Below are 18,924 nucleotides of genomic sequence, written 5' to 3'. Positions count from 1 at the left end.
GTGCTCCGGCACGCCGGGCGGGCCGTGCCGTGGCCCCTCGTGGCCGCCGCCGCCGTGCTCGTGGTCGCGTTGCTGCTCGCGGTGCGCTACGACCACTGGAGGCTGTGGCCGCTGCAGGGCGTCGCGGTCGGCCTGCTCGCCGGGGCCGTCGGCTGGTGTCTCGACGAACCGGCCGCGGCCGTCGTCGACCCCGCACCGCGCGGCCTGGCCTGGCGCACTCTCGCGCGGGCCACCGGCGTTCTCGTGCTGCTCAGCGCCTGGTCGGCGGGAACCTGGTTAGCGCGCGACGCGCTGTACGGGCATCCGTGGACGGTCCTGCTGCAGGGCTTGGCGGCGGCGCTGGCGAGCGTGGCCTGGGTGACCTGGTGCCGAGCCCGCGGTGAGGCGACCCCCGGCCAGCGGTGGGCGCTGACCGTCGTCCCGCTCGCGACCGCGTGGGCGCTGGTGCGCCCCTTCGAACGGCAGCTGCCCGTCTTCCCGTACGCCTTCGGTGGGGCCTACGGCGACTGGACGACGAGCGCGGCCGGCTGGTCGGTGCTGGGCGTCGCCGCCGCGGCGGTACTGGTCCGCACGCTGGCGGCCGACTGACGCCTCGCAGCCGGAATGCCACACCCGGAACCGGAGTTGGCTCCCCGCATGACGACGATCGGCTTCATCGGCAGCGGGAAAATCGGCGGCACCGTGGCGGCTCTGGCCGTGGCGGCGGGGTACGACGTGGTGGTGAGCAACTCGCGCGGGCCCGAGACCCTCACGGACCTCGTCGCACAGCTCGGTCCGCAGGCGCGCGCCGGAACCTCGGCGGAGGCGGCGGAGGCCGGGGAGATCGTCGTCCTGTCCGTCCCGTTCAAGGCCTCTGCGCAGATCGCGCCCGAGCCGCTGGCCGGGAAGGTCGTCGTGGACACCGGCAACTACTACCCGCAGCGCGACGGGGTCTTCGCCGAGCTGGAGGACGGTTCGGCGACCAGCAGCGAGCTGGTGCAGCGACACTTCGCCGACGCGCACGTGGTGAAGGGCTTCAACAACATCTGGTTCCAGCACCTGCGCTCGCTGCCCCGCCCGGCGGGCAGCCCCGACCGCTCGGCCCTGGCGATCGCCGGGCCCGACGAGGCGAAGGCGGTCGTCAGCGCCTTCCTCGACCGGATCGGATACGACACCGTGGATGTCGGCCCGCTCTCCGAGAGCTGGCGTACCCAGCCCGACACCCCGGCCTACGGCGGCGGGTACGGGACCTACGGCGACCCGGCCGGCGAACCGGCCGGGCCCGACGCCATCAAGGGGCTCGTGGAGGCCGCGACCCGCTGAGGTCTCAGCCGAGCCGGGAACGCAGCTCGGGCAGCAGTTCCTTCTCGGCCACGTCGAGGAACGAGTCCTGCCGGTCGCCGCCGATCTGGACCAGCGCCACGTCGGTGAACCCGGCCTCGGCGAACGGCTTCAGCGCCTCGACGACCGCGCCGACGTCGTCCCCGCACGGGATCTGCTCCGCGACGTCGTCCGGGCGCACGAACTGGCTGGCGGCTGCGAAGCCCGCCGGACCGGGCAGTTCGGCGTTCACCTTCCAGCCGCCCGCGAACCACCGGAACTGTTCGTGAGCGCGCTGAATCGCTGCCTCGGCGTCGGAGTCCCAGGAGATCGGCAACTGCCCGATCACCCGCGCCTTGGAGCCGCCCCGCGCCTGCCGGTGGAACTGCGGCACCAGGTCGCCGAGCGGCTCGACGGCGATCATGGCGTCGGCCTTGCCCGCCAGCCGGTCGACCGACTGCTCGCCGCTGACCGCGACGGCGATCGGCACGCGGCGGTCCGGGACGTCCCACAGCTTGGCCGAGTCGACCCGGTAGTGGTGCCCGACGTAGTTGACGTAGTCGCCGTCGAAGAGCGCATCGATGATGTCGAGCGCCTCGCCGAAGAGTTCGTGCCGCTCGTTGACCGGCGGCCAGCCGCGCCCGGTGACGTGCTCGTTCAGGTTCTCGCCGGCGCCGAGCCCGAGCGTGAACCGCCCCTCGGACAGCAGCCCGAGCGTCGCGGCCTGCTGCGCCACGACCGCCGGGTGGTAGCGGCCGATCGGGCAGGTCACGTACGTCATCAGCTCCATCGACTCCGTCGCCTGGGCGGCCGCGCCCAGCACCGTCCAGGCGTTCGGCGAATGTCCCTGCTCGTCGAGCCACGGGTTGAAGTGGTCGCTGATCACCGAGAGGGTGAAGCCCGCCTGCTCGGCCCGCGCCGCGTAACGCACGAGCTCCCGGGGGCCGGTCTGCTCGCACATGAGGGTGTACCCGATGTTCACAGCGTCTCCTTGATCTTGGCGATGGCGAAACCCCAGGCCTGATCGGGGGTTGCGTGGGGCGGGAGGGCTACCTCGTCGGGATTGGTGACGACGTCGAGCAGCACCGGCCCCGGCGTCGCGAGGGCCTGGGCGACGGCATCGGCCAGGGCGTCGTCGTCCTCGACCCGCCAGGCCTGCAGGCCGATCGCCCGGGCCACGCCGGCGAGGTCGGGGTTGTGGAGGGTGGTGCCGAACTCGGGCTGGCCGACCTGCTCCTGCTCGAGTTTGACCATGCCGAGCCGGCCGTTGTCGAACACGACGAGCTTGACCGGCAGCTGCTGCTCGACGGCCGTGATCAGGTCGCCGAGCAGCATCGTCAGACCACCGTCGCCGCAGAACGCGACGACCTGTCGACCTCGGTCGAGCGCGGCGGCGCCGAGCGCCTGGGGCATCGCGTTGGCCATCGACCCGAGGTTGAAAGAGCCCACCAGCCGACGACTCCCACGCATCCGCACGAACCGCGACAGCCACACCGTGGCCATCCCGGTGTCGGCCGTGAACACCGCGTCGTCGGCGGCCGCCGCGTCCACGAGCGCCGCGAGCCGTTCGGGCCGGATCAGGTCGCGCGGGTTCTCGCCCACACCCCGGACCTTCGCGATCACCCGGCTGGTCAGGCTGGGCTGCTGGTCGGCGCCGTCCCCGACCAGGCCGAGCTGCCGGTCCCGCCAGGTCTGGTACTCGGAGCGGGCCTTGTCCAGGTGGCTCCCGTCGTCCTTGGCCACCACCTGGCGGAGCAGGGCGCGCAACCCGACCCCCGCATCGGCGACCAGGCCGACGTCGACCGGCGTCCGGCGTCCGATGTGGGCCGCCCGGCGGTCCAGCTGCACCGTGGGCGTGCCCTGCGGAAGCCACTCCGGGTACGGGAAGTCGGTGCCGACCATGAGCAGCAGGTCAGCCCCGTCGAACGCGGTCTTCGTCGCCGGATTGCCGATCAGCCCGCTCTGCCCGATCTCGAACGGGTTGTCCTCCTCCAGAACGGCTTTCGCCTTCAGGGTGAGCACCATGGGCGCCTTCAGGCGGCCCGCCAGGTCGAGCAGCTCCGCGCGCGCCCCGGCCGCCCCGATGCCGGCCAGGATCGTCACGCGAGACGCCTCGTCGATCAACCGGGCCGCCTCGTCGAGGGACCGCGGGTCGGGGTGCAGGACCGGCTGCCGGACGACGAAGCGCGGCTCGTGCGCGGCGCTCACCTCCTGCTCCCCCAGGTCGCCGGGCACGGTCAGCACGGCGACCCCGGGCCGTGAGAACGCCGCGTTGACGGCCTGTTCCAGCAGCCGCGGCATCTGTGCACCACTGGTCACCGTGGCCCGGAACGTGGCCACGTCGGCGAACAGCAGGTCGTTGTCGACCTCCTGGAAGTACTCGGAATGCATTTCGGCGCTGGGCACCTGGCCGCAGATCGCCAGCACCGGCGCGTGCGACTTCTTCGCGTCGTACAGCCCGTTCAACAGGTGGACGGACCCCGGCCCGACGGTGCCCATGCAGACCCCGAGCGTCCCGGACAGCTGCGCCTGGGCGCCGGCCGCGAACGCACCGGCCTCCTCGTGCCGCACGCCGATCCAGTCGATGCCCTCGGTGGTGCGGATCGCGTCGGTGATCGGGTTCAGCGCGTCTCCCACGACGCCCCAGACGGTCTTCACCCCCAGCCGCACGAGCGAACTGACGATGGTCTCGGCGACAGTTGGCATGCCTTCACCGTCGACCTAGCCGAGAGGGTGCGCATTCCGACACGACACCGCCCGACCGACGGCCCGGTTGCGCAGCGGCCGTCTCCAGATGCTTCGGCGGGAAGCCGGTTCAGGATGAGGCCATGACCGACGCCCTCACCGCCCTGGTCCTGGTCGGGACCCTCCGCCCCACACCCAGCGAGTCCAGCAGCGAACTGCTCGGCCGGCAGGTGCTGGGCGACCTGCGCAGTCACGGCGTCGAGGGGTCGGTGGTGCGGTTGGTGGACCACGACATCAAACCGGGCGTCGAGGTCGACATGGGCGACGGCGACGCCTGGCCTGCTCTTCGTCGGCAGCTCCTCGCCGCCGACATCCTCGTGCTGGCCACGCCGATCTGGATGGGGCAGCTGAGCAGCGTCAGCAAGCGGGCGCTGGAACGGCTCGACGCGGAACTGTCCGAGACGGATGAGGCGACCGGGCTGCCCCCGACGTACGGCAAGGTCGCGGTCGCCGCCGTGGTGGGCAACGAGGACGGCGCGCACAGTGTCAGCGCCGACGTCTTCCAGGCGCTCAACGACGTCGGGTTCACCATCCCGGCCGGCGGGGTCACCTACTGGGTGGGCCGGGCCATGGAGGGCGTCGACTACAAGGACCTCGACGAGACCCCCGAAGCCGTGGCGAGCACGACCGCCACGCTGGCCGCCAACGCCGTGCACGTCGCCCGATTCCTGAAGTCCTCCCCCTATCCCCCGAAGGAGTCGTCATGACCGTTTCAGCGTTCAAGGATCTCCCGCTGGCCGACCGCGACCGCGAGTGGGACGGCGCCGCCGCCGAGAAGCGCGTCCGGACGTGGGCCGGCGCCGAGGACGAACCGAACGAGAAGTACCGTGAAGCGCACGTCTGGTACGACGGCGACGAGAAGCAGAACTTCACGGCCTACAAGTTGCTGATCGCCGACGTCGTCGACGGGAAGCTCGTCGCGGTCCCGCGCGGCATGATGGCGGCCGGGAACGTCTTGCAGGGCTCACGCGGCGGGGTGGACCTGCCGAAGGGCGACATCGACCGGGTGAAGAGCCATCTGGCGAAGTACTACGCCAAGATGGGCGACGAGGCCCCCTGGGAACGGTGACTCACCCGGAAACCTCATTCGGGTGCGAAGGCCGGTACCGCGACGTTCGCCTCCTGACCGTCCGCGGCCCGCTCGAGCTGCGCGGTGACGAGATACACGCCGTCCGTGGACCATTCGCCCGAGCCGCAGAAAACCCGCTTACCGACGTCGACGACGCCCGTCCACTCCTGCCCGTCCAGGGTCCCGCCACGCAGCACCAACCGCCGGTCGTCCAGCTGATAGGCGGGCGTCGTCCGGTACTGGTTCTTGACCGGTGTTCCGGATGCTCCGTGACCCCCGGGTGTTCCTGCGCTCGGTTCCGACATGGTCGGCGCTCCCGCCCCGGCCGCGCGGCGACCGTCTCGTGCTGCATGGGGACGGCGCCGGCTCTCCTGCCGATGCGCGGATGGTCCCGCTCTTCGCAGGCTAAGCCCGGGGCGCCGGATTTCCCATCCGGGACGTCGACGGTCAGCGGACCTGGCGCTGGATGTCGAGGTCCGCACCGCCGTTGACCCCGTCGATCGACGCCAGGGCCGTGACCTGCCAGATCGTCCAGGTCCGTTCCTCGGGCCGGCGGTAATACGTCGCCTCCCACAGCGGGCGACCCTGGTCGCGGACGGGGTAGAGGTCGTCGAAGTCGTCGTTGGTGTAGACGATCATCGTTCGGCCCCAGGCCTTCTCGACCCGCGTGACGAACGCGTCGAGCTCGGCGGCGAACTGCGGGCGGGTGGGGCGCCGTGAGCAGTTGCCCTTCAGCTCCAGGTCGACCGCGGGGGCGAGCGCCGTCGGGTCGGGCGGGACCGTACGCAGGAAGTTGGCGGCCTGATCGGCACCGGGCCGGCACAAGGTGAAGAAGTGGTACGCCCCGCGATCGAGCCCCGCCGCGTGCGCGTCGCGCCAGTTCTCGGCGAACCGCTCGTCGACGAAGTCACCACCCTCACTCGCCTTGGGGTAAGCGAAGTCGATGTCGTCCGCAGCGACCGCCCGCCAGGCGACCCGGCCCTGGTGCGCGGAGACATCGATGCCGTACCGCTCCCCCGCGGCGAGCCCGGGTCGGTAGTGCGGCAACGCCACCCAGACGACCGCGGCCACGACCCCCAGCATGGCCACCCACAGGGCGACCCGCCGCGCCACCCGTGACCACATCCGGACGAGTCTGCCTGAGCGGCATGATCACCAGCAGGTCCACAGTGGGGCAGGCGGGGTTCGAACCCGCGACCGACGAATTATGAGTTCGCTGCTCTGACCTGTTGAGCTACTGCCCCGCGCCGGACAGCCTAGCCAAGCTCACTCCGACGCCCTCCCGCGCGGCCGGATCTTGAGGCAACCTTGAGCGGGGGCCACGACGTCGTACGTCGGGGCGGAGTGTCGGCCAAGGACGGTGGACAGGTGGGGCTCAAGGCGTTCACGGGCGAGGAGGTCCGCGGCCGGTACCTGGCCACGGCGCTCGTCGACCGTGCGTCCTACGGGTTGCAACTGCCCGTGGCCGCCCGGATGCCGGGTTGGCTGCCACGCCCGTCGATCGAGGGGGTGGGCGGGCGGTTGTACGTGACGAACCTGCGGGTCGCGTTCGTCGCGCACTCGGTGAACCGCCTGCAGGGGACGTTGTCGATCCCGCTGACGAACGTCGTCGACCACCACCGCCGGCGCCGCGGCCTGCGCGTCGGGTTCGAGGTGATCAGCCGCACGAACACGCACCGGTTCCTGACCTGGGGCAACGCCGTCGGACGGGACCTCGACCGGGCGCTACGCGACCTGGGGCCCGACGAGTACACGGCGCTGGGACACATCACCGCGACCGTCGAGGCGGCGATCGCGTCGCACCCCGGCCCCGAGGGCTATCTCGAAGCGGCCCACCTGTTCCAGCGCGGCACCGAGCCGCAGGCGTTCGACATCGCGAGCGTCGTCAACCACCGCACCGCGGTCTGAGCAGACGCCGTCCGGACAAAAGCCAGGAGCGGGCGGCACCCGTTGGCACCGCCCGCCCCTGCATCAGCCGGTCAGGCTCAACGCTCCTCGCGGAACTCCACGTGCTGGCGCGCGCGCGGGTCGTACTTGCGCAGCACCAGGCGGTCGGGGTCGTTCCGCCGGTTCTTGCGGGTCACGTACGTGAACCCGGTGCCGGCGGTGGAGCGGAGCTTGACGATCGGGCGGAGCTCGGTGCGAGCCATGACCAACCTCCTACAGGCCTGAGAACGATTCTCGATAGCCTGTAACCACCCACCCCATGGAGCTATTCCACCCGGAGCTCAGGCCTCGCCGCGCACGATCCGAGCCAGGTTCGAGACGTCCTCGTCGGCGTACCCGGCGTCGACCAGCCGCTGCTCCAATGAGGCGACCAGGTCGGCCACGGGCAGCTCCAGACCCAGCGCCGACGCCTCGCGCAGCCCGATCCGCACGTCCTTGAGGTGCAGCGACGTCCGGAACCCCAGCGGGTACGACCCGGAGATCACGTTGGCGCTGCGGTTGGCCACGATCCACGAGTTGGCCGCCCCGCCGAGCAGGGCCTCGACCAACGCGTCCATCGGCAGCCCGGCCGCCTGCCCGTACACGAGCCCCTCGCCGAGCGCCGCGTACGCCCCGGCGATCACCAGCTGGTTCACGGCCTTCGCCGCCTGCCCCGCCCCGGCCGGCCCGAGGTGCGTGATCCGCCCGCTGAACGCCTCCAGCACCGGACGCGCCTTCGCCACCGCCGCGTCCGACCCGCCGGCGAACACCGTCAGCGTGCCCTTCTGCGCACCCTCCGACCCCCCGCTCACGGGCGCGTCGACGAACAGCCGGCCCCCGTCGTCCAGCACCGAAGCCAGCTCGCGCGCGAGCGTCGGCGACACGGTCGACGAGTCGACCAGCACCGCGCCGGACGCCAGCCGCTGCGCCACGCCGTCCGGCCCCAACACGACCTCCCGGAGGTCGGGTTCGTCGCTGACGCAGGTCAGGACGACGTCCGCCCCACCCGCCGCCTCGGCGGGGGACGACGCCCGCGCGGCTCCCAGCGCCGCGAGCGGCTCCTCCTTGGCCCGGGTCCGGTTCCACACGGTGACCCGGTGCCCGGCCTCGACGAGGTGCCGCGCCATGGGCGCACCCATCGTGCCGAGCCCGATCACGCCGACGTCCAGAGGTTCAGCCATGGCGTGAGGTTGTCACACCCGAGGTCAGCCCGAGATCAGGTGGTGCTGGTGGGCGTCGGGCCGCCCTCGCCCGGCCGGCCCATCATCCCGGGGCCGCCCATCCGGCCGCTCATTCCGCCGCCCATTCCGCCGTGCAGGCCGAAGCCGCCACGGCCGTTCTCGGCGAAGTCCTTCACCCGCTGGTCGAGGTTCTCGGTGATCCGGTCGGCCTGGTCCTGCGTGAGCTTGCCGTCCTTGACCGCCTGCGCCACCTGCGTGCGCACGGCAGACGTGATGGCGGTCTCGACGGCCGGCAGGTCCTTGCCCTGCTGGTCCGCGAGCTGCTTCAGCGTGCTGCCGCCGCGCAGCGCGGAGACCAGGTCGTCGGTGCTCATGCCGAGGGACTTGGCGGCCGCGTCGAGCACGGGCTTGCCGTAACCCATCAGGTCCCGGCCCGGCCCGAAGCCCATCCCCGGGCCCATCCCCGGGCCCCGCCCCGGACCGCCCTGCTGGGCGAGCTTCGCGGCGACCTTGTCGGCCTGCTCGGCGGTGATCGTCTTGTCGTCGACCAGCGACTGCAACTGCTCGCGGACGCGCTTCTGGCGCTCCTGCTGGAACTGCTGCGCGTTCGGCGCGGCGGACGGTGCGGGCTTCGAGTCGTCGGCCATCGCCGGGATGGCCACGGCCGCCCCCACTCCGAGTGCGGCCAACCCCACGGCGGCGACTACGGCAATCAGGCGGTTCCGCGTCATGATCCCTCTCCCTCCAGAGGCCCGGCATCGGCACCCGACCTCATCCTCAACCTGGCCCACAGGTCTGTGCCAGACATCGGACGAACCTGGCAAAGTCCTGTGCGTTTCGCGCCTGACCTGGGCCTTCGCTTCCGGCGGCCGGGCGTGCGCGACGGGCCCTCATCCTTTGGTACTCTCGACCGCGCCCAGGCACCACGCGGTTACCCCGCAGGGCCGATCCCCCATAGCTCAATTGGCAGAGCATGCGACTGTTAATCGCAGGGTTGTTGGTTCAAGTCCAACTGGGGGAGCTTCGCCTCACACCCTGCCCAACGCCTCGATCTAGCCTTCGGCCATGGATGACGCGGGATGGAACGAGACCCTCCGCCGACTCCGCATAGCGGCTGACTACGTCCACATCCCGTCGCGTGCCTCGATGTACAGGTGCCGTTGGTTCAGTGGCGACAGGGCGAGCTACCCCCTTGGCACGAGATCCAGCAGCGGCGCGTAGCGGTAATTCCGTTGCCCGACCGGCCGAATCGCGGACGATCTGTCGACGGCGTAGAAACGTGCCGGTGGAAAGCTCTTTCGTGGTCACGGGCGGTGGGCAGGGCGTGGGCGCGGCGATCGTCGAACGGCTGCGCCGGGTCGGCACCGTCGTCACGATCGACCTGCGTGAATCCGAGCACGGCGCCGGGACCACGGTGGTCGGTGACGCCGCCGACCCGCAGGTCGCCGAGCGCGCGGCCCGGCTGGCCGAACAGCACGGACCTCTCGTCGGGTGGGTGAACAACGCGGCCGTCTTCGACGACGCCATGCTGCACGAGCGGCCGGACGACGTCCTCCGCCTGATCCAGGCCAATCTGGCGCCCGCCGTGGTCGGGTCGGCGACCGCGGTGCGGCACTTCTTGGACGCCGGCACGCCCGGGGCGATCGTCAACGTGTCCTCCCACCAGGCGCAGCGGGCGGTCCGGGGCGCGCTGTCCTACGCGACGGCGAAAGCAGCGCTCGAAGGACTCACCCGGGCCACGGCGGTCGACTACGGCCGGCACGGGATCCGCGCCAATGCCGTCGCCCTGGGCTCGATCTCGACACCTCGCTACGAGCGGTACCGGGCCGCCGGCAACGCCCAGGAACTCGATGCGCAGATGGCCCAGCTGCACCCGCTCGGGCGGGTGGGCCGCCCCGAGGAGGTGGCGGACGTCGTCCACTTCCTGCTGAGCCCGCCGGCGCTCTACCTGACCGGCACGGTGATCCCGGTCGACGGCGGGCGCGCCGCGCGCGGCGCCGACCCCGAAGAGACCTAGCCCGGGGCCGCCATGCGTCGACGAGGCGATTTCGCGTGCCATGTCCACGCGAGATTCACTCGTCGACGAGTGGGTCGCCCTCAGATGGACGGCGGGCGCGCGGCCGGGTCGTAGGCGGCGCCGTTGTCGGACGCCTCCGCCCACAACTGGTCGATCGCCTGCTGCAGCGCGGCTTTCACGTCCGGCTCGTCCTCCCGCACGCCCGGCGGCAGCAGCACCTGCGTCGACAGCTTGCCCTCGCCGTCCCGGCGCAGCGCGACCCGCGCCGACGACCGCCCCGGGACCGGCACGTTCAGGGTGAGCAGCACCGACGACTGCACGCGCTCGCGGACCAGCTCGGGCAGGTCACCGACCTGCTCGGACAGTTCCAGCGGCGTCGGCTGGCGCGACCCGACCCACCAGACCAGCAGCATCGACGAGTTCTGGTCCCAACTGGCGTGGTCGACGTCCACCCAGGTCCGGGCCAGGTGCTGCCCGCGCGGGGTGACGACCCGGATGCCGTCGAGCAGACCGGCCACCCCACCTCCGCCGGCCAGCCGGCTCCAGGCCAGCACCCGGTCCCCGCGCCCGATCTTCAACTCCTCCGCCAGGTCGGCGGGCAGCGTCGGCCTCGACCGCCAGAACCTGGGCACGACACGACCCTACAGACGGGAATCACCCGGGCCTGCGGGGGTTGGCTAGAGACATGGACCTCGACTCGGCTCTCGACTTCACGGACCGGCACCCGCGCGGTGTGCTCACCACGCTGCGCAGGAACGGGCTGCCACAGCTGTCGACGATCATGTACAAGCGCGGCGACGACGGCGTCATCCGGGTCTCGATCACCGCCGACCGCGCCAAGTACTTCAACCTGCAGCGCAACCCGTGGGCCGCGCTGCACGTGAGTTCCGACGACCAGTGGCAGTACGTGGTGCTGGAGGCCGACGTCGAGCTGACCCCGGTCGCCGAGGCACCCGACGACGCGACGGTCGAGGAGCTGGTCCGGTACTACCGCGAGGCCGTGGGCGAGCACCCCGACTGGGACGACTACCGGGCCGCGATGGTCCGGGACAAGCGGGTGATCGCCCGCCTGAAGCCGACCCGCGCGTACGGCGCGCTGCGCATCCCGACCGAATGATCAGGAGGGGTTCATCCGCTCCTTGATCGAGCGCCGGCGCCCCTCGATGGCCAGCAGGTCGGCGAACGCCTGCTGGTACCCGTCGTCGGTGGGCGCGAGCCGCTGGACGAGGCTGCGCAGGTCGCCGATCTGCTTGACCAGCTCCATGTCGACCATCCGCAGCACGACGCCCGCCGCGTAGTGCGCGAGCGTCTCGTCCGTGTCGGCGGGCAGCGGAGCGACGGCCAGCTCGGTGACGACGGGGGCCACGTCGGGCGTCGCGTACGACAGGACGGCCTCGACCCAGGCGGGCCCCTCGAGCCCGGCCGCCACCGACATGCCTCCGGCGGCCCGGATGGCGTCGTGCACCGCCCGGTAGACGGGCACCCGGAACGACTCGCCGTTGAGCGCGTCGGCATCCGGCGCGGGCACGAAGCGCGGCACCTGGAGCAGGCATTCGAGCGCCTCCCGCTCGATCCGGGCGACCGGGTCACGCGGGTCGGGCCGGTGGACGACGGGGCGCTGCGGCCGCTGGTCCGGCTCGGCGTGGGCGCCGGGTCGCGCCCCCCGCTGGTCGGGGGCGCCGGCCGAGCGGGCCGCCGACTTCACGGCGCGCTGCACGGCCTCGATCTCCATCCCGAGCCAGCCGGCGACCATCCGGCCGTACTCGGGACGCAGCGACGGGTCGCGGATCGCGGCGACCATCGGAGCGACCGCCCGCAGCCCCTGCACGCGCCCCTCGGCGGTCTCCAGGTTGACCCGGGCCAGGGTCGACTTGATGGCGAACTCGAAAAGCGGTGTGCGCGAGGCGATCAACTCGCGCACCGCCTCGTCGCCGCGCTTCTGCCGCAGGTCGCACGGGTCCATGTTGTCGCGGGCCACCGCGATGTAGGTCTGCGCGACGAACCGCTGGTCCTCCTCGAAGGCGCGCAGCGCCGCCTTCTGCCCGGCCGCGTCGCCGTCGAAGGTGAAGACGACCCGACCACCCAGGCGGTCGTCGTCCCCCAGGAGCCGGCGCACGATCCGGATGTGGTCGGCCCCGAACGCCGTGCCGCAGGTGGCGACGGCGGTCGGCACGCCGGCCAGGTGGCAGGCCATCACGTCGGTGTACCCCTCGACGACGACGACCTCGCGCGCTTTGCCGATCTCGCGCTTGGCCAGGTCGACGCCGTAGAGCACCTGCGACTTCTTGTAGATGGTGGTCTCGGGGGTGTTCAGGTACTTGGCCTCGATCGAGTCGTCCTCGAAGATCCGCCGCGCGCCGAACCCGACGGTGTCGCCGGTGACGTCGCGGATCGGCCAGACCAGCCGACCGCGGAACCGGTCGTACAACCCGCGCCGCCCCTGCCCGGCGATCCCGGAGGCGAGCAGCTCGTCCTCGGTGAATCCACGCCCGCGCAGGTGCCGCAGCGCGACCTCGCCGCCCTTGGGGGCGAACCCGCAGCCGAAGTGCGCGGCGGCGTCCCGGTCGAAGCCGCGCTCGGTGAGGAACTGGCGGGCCTGCAGCGCGTCGGGCGTCGCGAGCTGCTCCGCGTAGAACTGCTGCACGACGCGGTGCGCCTCGAGCAGGCGCTGACGCTGACCGACGCCCTCCCGGCGCGGACCGCCCTTGCCGCTCCCGTCGTCCTCGTAGCGCAGGGTGATGCCGGCCTTGTCGGCCAGCCGCTCGACGGCCTCGGTGAAGGTGAGGTGGTTGATCTGCTGCAGGAAGGCGATGACGTCGCCGCCCGCGTCGCAGCCGAAGCAGTGGAACAGGCCGACCGCGGGGCGTACGTGGAAGCTGGGCGTCTTCTCGTCATGGAACGGGCACAGGCCCTTCATCGAGCCGACGCCGCCGGGGCGCAGCGCGACGTACTCGCCGACGACCTCGTCGATCCGGGAGCGCTCGCGGACGGCGTCCACGTCCTCCCGGCGAATTCTCACGCCGTGAGTCTAAGTTGCTCCCGCGCTACTGCGGCAGGTCGGCCCAGGCGACCTGTGGATCACCGAGTCGGGCCGGGTCCACGACCGCCCGGTCGACGACCAGTTGCTTGACCGCGTCGGCGTCGTCCCAGCCGTTGACGTGCATCCCCGCCGTGACCCGGCCGACCCGGGCACCGTCGGCGGAGTCCAGCCAGAACGCCGTCCAGGCGCCGTCGCCCAACTCCCGGACGACGACCGGCTGCTTCAGCGGGTCGGCCCACCCGTGGTACTCCAGGCCCGTGTCGTACTGGTCGGAGAAGAAGAACGGCGCGACGTCCCACTGCCGGTCGGAACCCCCGAGGCTGTGCCCGGCGAAGGCGCCCTGGTCGTTGGCGTTGGCCCAGTGCTCGACCCGGACCGGCCCGCCCAGCCACGTGTTCTGGGCGTAGGCGACGTCGCCGGCCGCCCAGACGCGGGGATCGCTGCTGACCAGGTGCGTGTCGACCGCCACCCCGCCTCCGGCGAGCGTGAGGCCCGCCTGTTCGGCCAGTTCGGTGCGTGGGGCGGCGCCGACGCCGACCAGGACGGCGGCCGCCGGGACGACGGTGCCGCCCTGGAGCTCGACGCCCTCCACCCGGCCGTCCCCGACCAGGCGTCCCACCTGCACGTTCGTCCGGACGTCGACGCCGTGGTCGCGGTGCAGGGCGGCGAACCGGGCACCGATCTCGTCGCCGACGACGCGGGCCAGAGGGGCGGCGGCCGCCTCGACGACCGTGACGTCGACGCCCTGGGAGCGGGCCACGGCGGCCGCCTCCAGGCCGATCCAGCCACCGCCGATCACGACGAGCGGCCCGCCCGCGCCGATCGCCGCCTTCAGCGCGTCGGAGTGGTCGACCTCGCGGAGGTAGTGGACGCCGTCGAGCCCGGCGCCCGGGACCCGCAGCCGGTTCGGGGCGGAGCCGGTGGCCAGCAGGAGGCGGTCGTAGCCGAGCCGCTCGGTGGGTCGGCTGCCGTCGAGGCGTTCGAGCTGGACGACGCGGCTGCCCACCTCCAGCGCCGTCGCCCGGCAGCCGGCCAGCAGCTCGACGTCGTGGGCGGCGTACCAGGCCTCGTCGTGCACCGTCAGGTCGGCGCGTTCCTTGTCCCCCGCGAGGTACCCCTTCGACAGTTCGGGGCGCTCGTAGGGCAGGTACGTCTCCTCGCCGATCATCACGACGCGCCCGTCGACCCCGTCCGCGCGCAGGGCCTCGACCGCCCGGGCCGCGGCCAGCCCGGCCCCGACCACGACGTAGGTGACATCGCTCATGACGTAGGCCTACCTCAGGTCAGGCCTCAGCGCAGAGCGGCGTGCAGGGTGAGGGCGCGCGCGTCGGTCAGCGAGGCGACCTGGTCGACGACGGTGCGCAGCCGCCCGGCCGCGTCACCGCGCGCGTCGGCCTCCAGCCAGGCGGCCGCGAACCACGGGTCGAGCCCGGCCGGCGCCCCCGCCAGCAGCGCCGAGACCAGTTCGGCCAGAACCTCCTGCTGGTGCGCGTAGATCGGTTTCCGCTCGTCGAGGGCCATCACGTAGAGCGCCGCGATCCCCTTCAGAACCGCTATCTCGCAGCGGGTCTCGCGCGGGACCACGACGTCGGCCGCGTACCGGGTGAGCACACCCGGCCCGTACCGGCGACGCGTCGCCTCCTGCGCGGACCGGACGAACCGGCCGATCAGCTGGCTGGTCATGTCCTTCAGCGCGGCCAGGGCCCGGTAGCTGCCGTCGAAGTCGTGCACCCAGGCCGGCAGGGCCGTGAGCCGGCGCAACGCCTCCTCGATCTCGGCGTGCTCGACGGCCGGGAGGTACCAGTCGCGGGTCTGCGCGACCACCCGTTCCTTCTCGGTGCGGTCACCGAGAAGGACCGGGTCGACCCGGCCGCCGACGATCGCGTCCTCGACGTCGTGCACCGAGTAGGCGATGTCGTCGGCCAGGTCCATCACCTGGGCCTCGACGCACCGGACGCCGACCCCCGCTCCCTCGCGCAGCCAGCTGAACACGGCGAGATCGTCGTCGTAGACGCCGAACTTGCCCGACGACGGGTCACGTGGGTGCAGGCCGCGACGCCAGGGATACTTGGTGGCGGCGTCGAGACTGGCGCGGGTCAGGTTCAGGCCACGGGGCCGGCCCTCGCCGTCCACGACCTTCGGTTCGAGCCGGGTGAGCATCCGCAGGGTCTGCGCATTGCCCTCGAAACCGCCTATGCCGTCAGCGATCTCGTTCAGCACGTCCTCACCGTTGTGACCGAAGGGCGGGTGCCCGAGATCGTGGGAGAGGCAGGCGGTGTCGACGACGTCGGGGTCGCAGCCCAGCGCGGCCCCCAGTTCGCGGCCGACCTGGGCCACCTCGAGGCTGTGGGTCAGCCGGTTCCGGACGAAGTCCGTCTCCGGGCCGACGACCTGCGTCTTGGCCGAAAGCCGGCGCAGGCCCGAGGAATGGACGACGCGGGCCCGGTCGCGGGCGAACTCACCGCGGCGCGGGTCCTTCGGCGGTTCGGCGTACCAGCGCTCGCGGTCGTCGGCGTGGTACCCCGGCTCGGTGCCACGGAAGAAACCCCCCGGCTCCGGCATGTCAGCCGCCGCTCACCGACAGCTCGGCGGCCGCGAGCGTGGCCAGTGCGTCGTCGTCCAGGAAGCGGTCCGCCAGCCAGCCCTCCGGGAGGTTGACCCCGCGCGGCGAGCCGGCCCGCCCGCGCGGCCCCTCCGCGGCCTCACCCGGGTACGGGGTGTCGAGGTCGAGTTTCCCGGCCAGGTCGTCGAACTCGGCCTTCGAGGTGACCTGGGCCAGCCCGACCCGGACCTCGTGCCCGACCGGGTAGCCCTTGAAGTACCAGGCGATGTGCTTGCGGATCTCCCGGCAGGCGCGGTCCTCGGCGTTGGCCGGACCATATTTCGCATCGTCGACGGCGGCGAAGTGGGCCTCGAGCAGGTCGAGGTGCCGGCGCATGGTGGCGACGACGTCCCGCAGCCGCGGGCGCACCCGGTCGGGCCGCCCGGCCATCGCGTGCGCGAGGTCCGCGAACAGCCACGGCCGGCCGAGGCAGCCGCGGCCGACCACGACCCCGTCGCAGCCGGTCTCGCGCATCATCCGGACCGCGTCGTCGCCCGACCAGATGTCCCCGTTGCCGAGCACCGGAATGCTCGTGACGGTCTGCTTCAGCGTGGCGATCGCGTCCCAGTCGGCCTGCCCCGAGTAGTAGTCGGCGGCCGTCCGGCCGTGCAGCGCGACGGTCGCCGCCCCCGACGCCTCGGCGATCTTCCCGGCGTCCAGGTACGAGAGGTGGTCGGGGTCGATGCCCTTGCGCATCTTCACCGTGACCGGCACCCCGTGCGGCGCCGCCTGGCGCACGGCCGCCTGCACGATCGCCTCGAAGAGCTGCCACTTCCAGGGCAGCGCCGCTCCCCCGCCCTTGCGGGTCACCTTGGGAACCGGGCAGCCGAAGTTCAGGTCGATGTGGTCGGCGCGGCCCTCCTCGACGAGCATCCGCACGGCGGCCCCCACGACGGCCGGGTCGACCCCGTACACCTGCACGCTGCGGGGGTGCTCGTCGGCGTCGTGCTGGATCAGCCGCAGGCTCTCGGCGTTACGTTCCAGCAAGGCCCGCGACGTGACCATCTCCGAGACGAACAGCCCCTCGCCGCCGGCCTCGGCCATCGCCTCCCGGCACAGCCGCCGGAACGCCTGGTTGGTGACCCCGGCCATGGGGGCCAGGACGACGGGCGTCCGCACGGTGAACGGGCCGACGGCCAAAGGGCGCGGGTCGGGCGGCGGCATGCTCACGTCGCCCATTCTGCCGCATCGAGTTTTGCTCGAAATCCGACAGGAAAGTGTCGAAATCTGAGCAAAACTCGGCGTGGACCTACCCGCTCAACCTGGCCAGCCGCGCCTCGAGCAGCCCGACGCGATGCGCGTTCCCGTGCAGGGCGACGTAGCGCTCACCGAACGCGGCGAGCAGCGCGTCGTCCAGCCGACGCACGGAACCGGGCGGGTACCGGTAGTCCATCCGCGCGATGAGATCCAAGGCGTTGACCGGTTGAAGCACCTCGCTGAGCTCGGACAGGGACGTGATGCCCAGCTCCAGCAGCAGCCCCGAGATCCAGGCGTAGTGGTCGGTGCGCGACCAGGCGGCGTCGGGGTACTGCCCGGCCAGGAACGCCGCCAGCTCGCGCGGGTCGAGGCGCGGGTCGTCGTCCTCGGGCTCCGCCGGGCCGACGTCGACCCGTAGCCGGTCGCGGATCTCCGAGAACTCGCGGTCGGCCAGTTCCAGCAGCCCGGCCGCGAGCGTGAACCGGCGGTCGAACTCGGGCGCGTGCTCGGGCGGCACGGACCCCTTGTAGCGGATGTCGTGCTCGAACTCGGCCCAGGCGTGCTGCAGGACGGTCCGGATCTGTACCGACGCGACCCGCCCGCGCAGCAGCTCGTAGGCCGGCTGTCCCTCGCGGGCGGCGTCCAGCGCGATCAGCAGGTGCCGCGAGGCGTACCCGAACCGGCCCTCCGACGCGGTGGCCCGGCCCATGTCGCGGTCGTCGAGCACCACGACCTGCGCGTCGAGCAACCCGGCCACGGCATCGACGTCCGACAGCGCGTAGGTGATCACCCGCACGCCGAGCTGGTCGGTGATGTCGTGCAGCGGGTCGGGGTAGAGGAACTCGCCGTCGGGGCCCCGGCGGGCGGCCTTCCCGGCGAACGACGTCACGCTCTTCACCCGGCCCGTGACGGTCAGGTAGTTGATCCCGGCCTCGTCGAGCAGGGCCGTGACCAGGGCGACGAAGGCCGCGCCGGCCTCGGCCAGCTCCTCCTGCCGGGCGGCGTACTCGCGGACGGCGGCCCGCACCTGGTCGGGGTCGCCGTCGCGGACCTGCCCCTCGGCCCGCGCGCTGCGCGGCTCCGGCCGGTGCCCGTCCGGCAGCGTGGGCGTGACGATGTAGCCGTCCTCGTACGACCCGTAGACCGTGGTCCGCGACGGGTGCCGCACCGAGAACAGCGCGACGTATGCGCACACGACGGCGTCGACCTGGTCCTCGACCACCCGCAGCGCCGCCTTGCCGGGCGCCGTCCGCACGGCCTCGACCAGCGCAGCCCACTCCGGTAGCCCGGCGGTGATCAGGGCCGGGTCCGACGCGGCCAGGCCCTCGACGAGCCCCATCAGGATCAGCAGCTCCGAACGCAGCCCGTCCAGCGAGCGGCCCGGCTTGTTCTTGTACTTCAACGTCCGCCCGAGCCGGAACAGCGCCACGGTGGCCGGGTGCGGGTAGACCTCGATGGCCCGGCGCCGGCGCCGGGACGTGGGGTTCATGTCGAGCTTCAGCGCCTTGGCCAGGCGGGCCCCGCGCGGCACACCCGCCAGTTCGGGCTTGCCCGTGTTGGTCGGGTGGGCGCCCGCGTCGAACGGCTGGAAGTCGCGGTTGAGCTCGGTCTCGGCCGGGCGGTTACCGGTCTCGTTGCGGACGATCAGGGGCGCATCGAACGCGACCAGGCAGTCGCCGTCCACGTACGGCTTGAGCGCATCGAGGATGTCCTCGTCCGTCTGGGCGGCACTGACGTGCACCAGCGTGCCGTGCTCGTCGAGCACGGCGACGCCCGTCGGGCGCTTCTCACCCCAGGCCAGGTCGACGCCCACGTAGTACACGAGGGCCCAGCCTGCCCTACTCAGGC

20 protein-coding genes and 2 tRNA genes are annotated in these 18,924 nt (G+C 72.3%); 8 read left to right on the top strand and 14 right to left on the bottom strand.

Annotation, left to right across the window (positions count from 1 at the left end; genetic code table 11):
* Complete coding sequence (locus tag ACIB24_RS08980) at positions 1-588, top strand: hypothetical protein (protein WP_398278332.1); 588 nt, start codon at positions 1-3, stop codon at positions 586-588.
* 48 nt (positions 589-636) lie between these two features.
* The gene (locus ACIB24_RS08975) at positions 637-1,302 is read left to right on the top strand and encodes an NADPH-dependent F420 reductase (protein ID WP_398278329.1); all 666 of its coding nucleotides are present in this window, start codon (positions 637-639) and stop codon (positions 1,300-1,302) included.
* A 4-nt stretch (positions 1,303-1,306) separates the two neighbouring features.
* Here ACIB24_RS08975 and ACIB24_RS08970 read toward each other — a convergent pair whose 3' ends face one another.
* Positions 1,307-2,281: a TIGR03557 family F420-dependent LLM class oxidoreductase gene (locus ACIB24_RS08970; protein ID WP_398278326.1), complete on the bottom strand. Its 975-nt coding sequence runs from the start codon at positions 2,279-2,281 to the stop codon at positions 1,307-1,309.
* Positions 2,278-4,005 (bottom strand): thiamine pyrophosphate-dependent enzyme, encoded by a 1,728-nt coding sequence (locus ACIB24_RS08965; protein WP_398278323.1) that lies wholly within the window; start codon positions 4,003-4,005, stop codon positions 2,278-2,280. The genes ACIB24_RS08970 and ACIB24_RS08965 overlap by 4 nt, the downstream gene beginning before the upstream one ends.
* Before the next feature lie 122 nt (positions 4,006-4,127).
* Here ACIB24_RS08965 and ACIB24_RS08960 point away from each other — a divergent pair, with 122 nt between their 5' ends.
* Together ACIB24_RS08960 and ACIB24_RS08955 are read left to right on the top strand one after the other, a co-directional pair.
* The gene (locus ACIB24_RS08960; protein ID WP_398278320.1) at positions 4,128-4,751 is read left to right on the top strand and encodes a flavodoxin family protein; all 624 of its coding nucleotides are present in this window, start codon (positions 4,128-4,130) and stop codon (positions 4,749-4,751) included.
* Entirely contained in the window at positions 4,748-5,113 is a 366-nt protein-coding gene (locus tag ACIB24_RS08955) for a hypothetical protein (RefSeq protein ID WP_398278317.1), read from the top strand. The genes ACIB24_RS08960 and ACIB24_RS08955 overlap by 4 nt, the downstream gene beginning before the upstream one ends.
* Before the next feature lie 14 nt (positions 5,114-5,127).
* On the opposite strand, the gene ACIB24_RS08950 is transcribed toward ACIB24_RS08955, so the two are convergent.
* From ACIB24_RS08950 to ACIB24_RS08940, 3 genes are all read right to left on the bottom strand, one after another.
* Positions 5,128-5,418 (bottom strand): hypothetical protein, encoded by a 291-nt coding sequence (locus tag ACIB24_RS08950; RefSeq protein WP_398278314.1) that lies wholly within the window; start codon positions 5,416-5,418, stop codon positions 5,128-5,130.
* A 142-nt stretch (positions 5,419-5,560) separates the two neighbouring features.
* Entirely contained in the window at positions 5,561-6,238 is a 678-nt protein-coding gene (locus ACIB24_RS08945; protein WP_398278311.1) for a GH25 family lysozyme, read from the bottom strand.
* 45 nt (positions 6,239-6,283) lie between these two features.
* A tRNA-Ile gene (locus ACIB24_RS08940) sits at positions 6,284-6,357 on the bottom strand.
* 124 nt (positions 6,358-6,481) lie between these two features.
* On the opposite strand from ACIB24_RS08940, the gene ACIB24_RS08935 reads away from it, so the two are divergent.
* Positions 6,482-7,021, top strand: coding sequence for a hypothetical protein (locus ACIB24_RS08935; RefSeq protein WP_398278308.1), 540 nt, complete (start codon positions 6,482-6,484; stop codon positions 7,019-7,021).
* Positions 7,022-7,098: 77 nt separating this feature from the next.
* Here ACIB24_RS08935 and rpmG read toward each other — a convergent pair whose 3' ends face one another.
* The 3 genes from rpmG to ACIB24_RS08920 form a co-directional block, all read right to left on the bottom strand.
* On the bottom strand, positions 7,099-7,263 hold the full coding sequence (gene rpmG / locus ACIB24_RS08930) for a 50S ribosomal protein L33 (RefSeq protein ID WP_398278305.1): 165 nt from the start codon (positions 7,261-7,263) through the stop codon (positions 7,099-7,101).
* 78 nt (positions 7,264-7,341) lie between these two features.
* On the bottom strand, positions 7,342-8,220 hold the full coding sequence (locus ACIB24_RS08925) for an NAD(P)-dependent oxidoreductase (RefSeq protein WP_398278302.1): 879 nt from the start codon (positions 8,218-8,220) through the stop codon (positions 7,342-7,344).
* A 35-nt stretch (positions 8,221-8,255) separates the two neighbouring features.
* A complete protein-coding gene (locus ACIB24_RS08920) occupies positions 8,256-8,951 on the bottom strand; it encodes a DUF2680 domain-containing protein (protein ID WP_398278299.1) in 696 nt (231 codons plus the stop codon).
* 217 nt (positions 8,952-9,168) lie between these two features.
* Between ACIB24_RS08920 and ACIB24_RS08915 the strand changes: the two genes are divergently transcribed.
* Positions 9,169-9,241 (top strand) — tRNA-Asn (locus ACIB24_RS08915).
* 264 nt (positions 9,242-9,505) lie between these two features.
* Entirely contained in the window at positions 9,506-10,237 is a 732-nt protein-coding gene (locus ACIB24_RS08910; protein ID WP_398278296.1) for an SDR family NAD(P)-dependent oxidoreductase, read from the top strand.
* 80 nt (positions 10,238-10,317) lie between these two features.
* On the opposite strand, the gene ACIB24_RS08905 is transcribed toward ACIB24_RS08910, so the two are convergent.
* Positions 10,318-10,869 carry a hypothetical protein gene (locus ACIB24_RS08905; protein ID WP_398278293.1) on the bottom strand — a complete coding sequence of 184 codons (552 nt, stop codon included), beginning with the start codon at positions 10,867-10,869 and terminating at the stop codon, positions 10,318-10,320.
* A gap of 53 nt (positions 10,870-10,922) precedes the next feature.
* On the opposite strand from ACIB24_RS08905, the gene ACIB24_RS08900 reads away from it, so the two are divergent.
* Positions 10,923-11,354 (top strand): PPOX class F420-dependent oxidoreductase, encoded by a 432-nt coding sequence (locus ACIB24_RS08900; RefSeq protein WP_398278290.1) that lies wholly within the window; start codon positions 10,923-10,925, stop codon positions 11,352-11,354.
* Here the strand turns inward: ACIB24_RS08900 and dnaG are convergent, their stop codons facing one another.
* From dnaG to ACIB24_RS08875, 5 genes are all read right to left on the bottom strand, one after another.
* The gene (gene dnaG / locus ACIB24_RS08895; protein WP_398278287.1) at positions 11,355-13,256 is read right to left on the bottom strand and encodes a DNA primase; all 1,902 of its coding nucleotides are present in this window, start codon (positions 13,254-13,256) and stop codon (positions 11,355-11,357) included.
* Positions 13,257-13,281: 25 nt separating this feature from the next.
* Positions 13,282-14,541: an NAD(P)/FAD-dependent oxidoreductase gene (locus ACIB24_RS08890; protein ID WP_398278285.1), complete on the bottom strand. Its 1,260-nt coding sequence runs from the start codon at positions 14,539-14,541 to the stop codon at positions 13,282-13,284.
* 26 nt (positions 14,542-14,567) lie between these two features.
* Positions 14,568-15,839: a deoxyguanosinetriphosphate triphosphohydrolase gene (locus tag ACIB24_RS08885; protein WP_398278282.1), complete on the bottom strand. Its 1,272-nt coding sequence runs from the start codon at positions 15,837-15,839 to the stop codon at positions 14,568-14,570.
* A gap of 1 nt (position 15,840) precedes the next feature.
* Positions 15,841-17,043, bottom strand: a complete 1,203-nt coding sequence (gene dusB, locus ACIB24_RS08880; protein ID WP_398278801.1) for a tRNA dihydrouridine synthase DusB — start codon at positions 17,041-17,043, stop codon at positions 15,841-15,843.
* A gap of 85 nt (positions 17,044-17,128) precedes the next feature.
* A complete protein-coding gene (locus ACIB24_RS08875) occupies positions 17,129-18,898 on the bottom strand; it encodes a DUF429 domain-containing protein (protein WP_398278279.1) in 1,770 nt (589 codons plus the stop codon).
* Between the last annotated feature and the right edge of the window lie 26 nt (positions 18,899-18,924).

The sequence above is a fragment of the Spongisporangium articulatum genome, assembly GCF_044465595.1.
Lineage (GTDB): Bacteria > Actinomycetota > Actinomycetes > Actinomycetales > Kineosporiaceae > Spongisporangium > Spongisporangium articulatum.
This window is presented reverse-complemented; position numbering and strand designations above follow the sequence as displayed.

Bases quoted from the DNA above. Each gene is read 5' to 3' on its own strand.
- ACIB24_RS08885 (WP_398278282.1), bottom strand. From the start codon at position 15,839: ATGCCGGAGCCGGGGGGTTTCTTCCGTGGCACCGAGCCGGGGTACCAC.
- ACIB24_RS08950 (WP_398278314.1), bottom strand. From the start codon at position 5,418: ATGTCGGAACCGAGCGCAGGAACACCCGGGGGTCACGGAGCATCCGGA.
- ACIB24_RS08955 (WP_398278317.1), top strand. From the start codon at position 4,748: ATGACCGTTTCAGCGTTCAAGGATCTCCCGCTGGCCGACCGCGACCGC.
- dusB (WP_398278801.1), bottom strand. From the start codon at position 17,043: ATGCCGCCGCCCGACCCGCGCCCTTTGGCCGTCGGCCCGTTCACCGTG.
- ACIB24_RS08975 (WP_398278329.1), top strand. From the start codon at position 637: ATGACGACGATCGGCTTCATCGGCAGCGGGAAAATCGGCGGCACCGTG.
- rpmG (WP_398278305.1), bottom strand. From the start codon at position 7,263: ATGGCTCGCACCGAGCTCCGCCCGATCGTCAAGCTCCGCTCCACCGCC.
- ACIB24_RS08900 (WP_398278290.1), top strand. From the start codon at position 10,923: ATGGACCTCGACTCGGCTCTCGACTTCACGGACCGGCACCCGCGCGGT.
- ACIB24_RS08890 (WP_398278285.1), bottom strand. From the start codon at position 14,541: ATGAGCGATGTCACCTACGTCGTGGTCGGGGCCGGGCTGGCCGCGGCC.
- ACIB24_RS08965 (WP_398278323.1), bottom strand. From the start codon at position 4,005: ATGCCAACTGTCGCCGAGACCATCGTCAGTTCGCTCGTGCGGCTGGGG.
- ACIB24_RS08960 (WP_398278320.1), top strand. From the start codon at position 4,128: ATGACCGACGCCCTCACCGCCCTGGTCCTGGTCGGGACCCTCCGCCCC.
- ACIB24_RS08920 (WP_398278299.1), bottom strand. From the start codon at position 8,951: ATGACGCGGAACCGCCTGATTGCCGTAGTCGCCGCCGTGGGGTTGGCC.
- ACIB24_RS08925 (WP_398278302.1), bottom strand. From the start codon at position 8,220: ATGGCTGAACCTCTGGACGTCGGCGTGATCGGGCTCGGCACGATGGGT.
- ACIB24_RS08945 (WP_398278311.1), bottom strand. From the start codon at position 6,238: ATGTGGTCACGGGTGGCGCGGCGGGTCGCCCTGTGGGTGGCCATGCTG.